The organism is Sphingomonas sp., from assembly GCF_035758555.1.
In the GTDB taxonomy this organism is placed as follows: Bacteria; Pseudomonadota; Alphaproteobacteria; order Sphingomonadales; family Sphingomonadaceae; genus Sphingomonas_B.
In genome coordinates, this window is record NZ_DASTXI010000239.1 from 1 (window position 1) to 3,863 (window position 3,863).

Genomic DNA, 3,863 nt, shown 5'->3' on the forward strand with positions numbered 1-3,863 from the left:
AGGGCGACGACGTGATCATCGTGCCGGCGGTCAGCAACGACGAGGCCAAGACGCTGTTCCCGAAAGGCTGGAAGGAGCTGAAGCCCTATCTGCGCCTGACGCCGCAGCCGCGCAACTGAATCTATTGGTGCACGATGCTACCCTCCCTCTCCTCCCATTGGAGGCGGAGAGGGAGCCTGCTCGCGCTTCGCATTGTCGCCGGTCTGCGCTATGTCGTAGGGCGCGCAACAAGATCAGAAGGGGGCGACCGTGGCACGCTATTGCATTGCCGCCATTCCCGGCGACGGCATCGGCCAGGAGGTCGTGCCGGAGGGCCAGCGGGTGCTCGAAGCCGCGGCGGCGAAATTCGGCATCACGCTCGACTGGACGCATCTGCCGTGGGACTGCTCGTCCTATGCCAGGACCGGCCGGATCATGCCGCAGGACGGTCTCGACCGGCTACGCGGCTTCGATGCGATCTTCCTCGGCGCCGTCGGCTGGCCGGGCGTTCCCGACCATGTCTCGCTGTGGGACATGCTGATCCCGATCCGCCGCGGCTTCGATCAGTATGTCAACCTGCGGCCGGTGCGGCTGCTCGAGGGCGTCAACGGCCCGCTCAAGAACCGCAAGCCAGCCGATATCGATTTCCTGGTGGTGCGCGAGAATGTCGAGGGCGAGTATTCCGAGATCGGCGGGCGACTCTATCATGGTACGGATCACGAGTTCGCCACACAGCAGGCGGTGTTCACCCGCCGCGGCTGCGACCGCATCTTCCGCTATGCCTTCGAACTGGCGCGCACCCGGCCGCGCCGCAAGCTCACCTGCGCCACCAAGTCGAACGGCATCATCCATTCCATGCCCTATTGGGACGAACGCTTCGCCGCGGTCGCGCAGGACTTTCCCGACATCGCCACCGACAAGTTCCACATCGATATCCTGACCGCGCATTTCGTGCTGCACCCCGACTGGTTCGACGTGGTCGTCGGCACCAACCTGTTCGGCGACATCCTGTCCGATCTCGGCCCCGCGGTCGCCGGCTCGATCGGCCTCGCGGCCTCCGGCAACATCAATCCCGAAAAGACCTTTCCGTCGATGTTCGAGCCGGTACACGGCTCCGCGCCCGATATCGCGGGCAAGGGCATCGCCAACCCGATCGCGCAGATCTGGTCGGGCGCCATGATGCTCGACCATTTCGGCGAGCATCGGGCCGCCGCGGCGATCGTGCGGGCGATCAAAACCGTGCTGCGGGACGGCGGCCCGCGCACCCGCGATCTCGGCGGCCAGGCGCCGACCGTCGAGGTCGGCAAGGCGATCGCCGCCGCGCTCTGATGCCTCTCACGCCCGGCCGGGAAAAGGCGTAGAATCGTCCGGTTGCGTGGCCCGCAACGGGCCGCGCCGTCAGGCCGGTGCGTGCCATGATCCTGCCATGCGTCGTCTCGGTCACCTTGCCGCGCGCGCTCGCGCGGCTCGCCGCCCTGCTTCTTCTCACTGCCCAGCTTCTTCTCGCCGCCGGACCTGCCTCGGCGCAGACCAAGCCGCCGCCGGCGAAGATTCCCGCCGGAGTCGATCTCGCGCTGGTGCTCGCGGTCGATGCCTCGCGCAGCATCGACGACTGGGAATACAACCTGCAGCGCGAAGGCTACGTCACCGCCTTCAACGACCCGCAGGTGGTGAAGGCCATCCGCTCCGGCCCCTATGGCGCCATCGCCGTCAGCTATGTCGAATGGTCGTCGGACGACCAGCAGGCGGTGCTCGCCGACTGGACGCTGATCCGCGACGCGGACTCCGCCGCGGCCTTCGCCGCCAAGCTGAAAGCGTCGGAGCGCCATTTCATGGCCCGCACCTCGATCAGCGGCGGGGTCGATTTCAGCGTCGCCATGCTGGGCGAGAGCGGACTCCACGCCACAAGGCGCGCCATCGACGTTTCAGGCGACGGGGTGAACAACCGCGGCCGGCCGGTGCACGAGGCGCGCGACGACGCGGTGAAGGCGCATATCACCATCAACGGCCTCGCCATCATCAACGACCGGCCGCAGGGCTGGGGGCCGCCGATCCCGCTCGACGAATATTACCGCGACCACGTGATCGGCGGTCCGGGCGCGTTCCTGATCGTCGCCAAGGATTTCCAGAGCTTCGGCGAGGCGATCCGCCGCAAGCTGGTGATGGAGATCGCCGGCTGCGCGCCGCCTTATGCCGGGATCTGCGCCAAGGCCGCGGGCAAAGGCGAGGCGCAGGTGCTGCGGCCGGAACCGGCTGGCGGCGGCAAAGGCCCGTCGTGAACTGTGCGATCGCAACACGCGTAGGGCGGGTCTCAGAGCCTGACTCGGAAGTTTTGGTTGTGGTTCATGGAACGGGGTTTGCGAGGCGGCGGACCATGATGCGGATGAGGGCGAGGAAGATGAAGGCGCGGGCGGTCCGGTGGAGCCCTTCGTAGTGGCGCACCAGACGCCGGCAGCGGGCGATCCAGGCGAGGGTTCGTTCGACCACCCAGCGCCGGGGCAGAACGGCGAAGCCCTTTTGGTCGGGAGCTTTCTTGACGATCTCGAGCAGCCCGGCCTTCTCGCCCAGGGCCGCCCGCAACTTCTCGCCGGCATAGCCCGCATCGGCCCATAGTTTGGCGATCTGTTTGAACCTGTCGCACAGCTCGGCGATGACCGTGGGCGCGCCGTGGCGGTCTTGGACCGAAGCGGGGTCGATCCGGACGACCAGGATCAGGCCCGTGGTATCGACCGCGATATGCTGCTTGATGCCGCGGACCTTCTTGCCCCCATCCCAGCCCGTCGGATCGCCCGAGCGCCCCCTTTTTCCGCGGCTTGAACGCTGCGGCTGTCGATCACGGCGGCGGTCGGCTCGCGCTCGCGGCCACAGGCCGCGCGGCTCTCCGCCAGCAGCGTCATGTGGATGCGCTCCCACACGCCGTAGCGGGTCCATTCCCAGAAGAAGCTGTACACCGTCGAGCGGTGGGGAAAGTCCTTCGGCAGGGCGCGCCACTGACAGCCGACGCACAGAACATAGAGGATCGCGTCAACCACCCGACGCATGTCGGTGCGGCGAGGCCGGCCGCCACGGCGTGCCGGCGGGATCAGCGGCGCGATCAGCGCCCATTCCTCATCGCTCAGATCGCTCGGATAGCCGCTTGCCTTCGGCGCATACCGCGCCCGCATCGCTTCGGTCCACATCAGGCACCCTCCACCGTCCTTCGGGTGCCCGACAAGGAATCACAATCGATTCATTCGACTCAACAACTTTCTGAGCAGGCTCTGAGACCCGCCCTCGTGCCATCCTCGTGCCCTCTCAATTCATCACGCTGCCGCCGTCGACGCAGATCACCTGGCCGGTCATGAAGTCGGAATCGGCGGAGGCGAGGAACACCGCGGCGCCGACCAGGTCGTCCGGCGTCTCGGCGCGCCTGATGCAGCGGCTGGCGATATTGGCCCTGAAATGCTCGTCGCCGAACTGGCCCTCGCTCAGCACCGCCTCGCTCTCGGTCAGACCGGGGGCGATGGTGTTGACGCAGATATTGTCGTCGCCGACCTCGCGGGCCAGCGCGCGGCTCATGGCGATGATCGCGCCCTTGGAGGTGACGTAGTGAAGCTGCATCGGCGTGCCCTTGAACACCGTGCCCGAGGCGACGTTGACGATCTTGCCGTATTTCTGCCCGCGCATGACGGGCACCACGGCGCGGGTCATCTGCCACACCCCGCGGATATTGACCCGCAGCACGGCGTCGAACTCCAACGCGTCGATGTCCTCGAACCGGCGTCGCTTCAGCTTGCCGAACAGCGCCGCGTTGTTGACCAGTGCGTCGATCCGGCCGCCGAAGGCGTCGCGCGCGGCCTTCACCATGCCGGCGATCTGGATGTCGTCGGTCACGTCGGCGGTGG

4 protein-coding genes are annotated in these 3,863 nt (G+C 67.1%); 2 read left to right on the forward strand and 2 right to left on the reverse strand.

Going from position 1 to position 3,863, the window contains the following annotated elements; all coding sequences use genetic code 11:
* The first annotated feature begins 249 nt into the window (after positions 1 to 249).
* Both VFT73_RS14275 and VFT73_RS14280 read left to right on the forward strand, forming a co-directional pair.
* Entirely contained in the window at positions 250 to 1,308 is a 1,059-nt protein-coding gene (locus tag VFT73_RS14275; RefSeq protein WP_326412596.1) for a tartrate dehydrogenase, read from the forward strand.
* An 86-nt stretch (positions 1,309 to 1,394) separates the two neighbouring features.
* A complete protein-coding gene (locus VFT73_RS14280; RefSeq protein WP_326412598.1) occupies positions 1,395 to 2,258 on the forward strand; it encodes a DUF1194 domain-containing protein in 864 nt (287 codons plus the stop codon).
* A 64-nt stretch (positions 2,259 to 2,322) separates the two neighbouring features.
* Here VFT73_RS14280 and VFT73_RS14285 read toward each other — a convergent pair.
* Together VFT73_RS14285 and VFT73_RS14290 are read right to left on the reverse strand one after the other, a co-directional pair.
* Positions 2,323 to 3,158, reverse strand: a protein-coding gene (locus tag VFT73_RS14285; protein WP_326412600.1) for an IS5 family transposase whose coding sequence is annotated in 2 segments (ribosomal slippage) — positions 2,323 to 2,768 and positions 2,768 to 3,158 — 837 coding nt in all. Because the reading frame shifts where the segments join, the coding sequence is not laid out codon by codon here.
* A gap of 115 nt (positions 3,159 to 3,273) precedes the next feature.
* Positions 3,274 to 3,863: SDR family NAD(P)-dependent oxidoreductase (locus tag VFT73_RS14290; protein ID WP_326412602.1), on the reverse strand; the 590-nt coding region annotated here is incomplete at its 5' end.

Bases quoted from the DNA above. Each gene is read 5' to 3' on its own strand.
- VFT73_RS14280 (WP_326412598.1), top strand. From the start codon at position 1,395: ATGATCCTGCCATGCGTCGTCTCGGTCACCTTGCCGCGCGCGCTCGCG.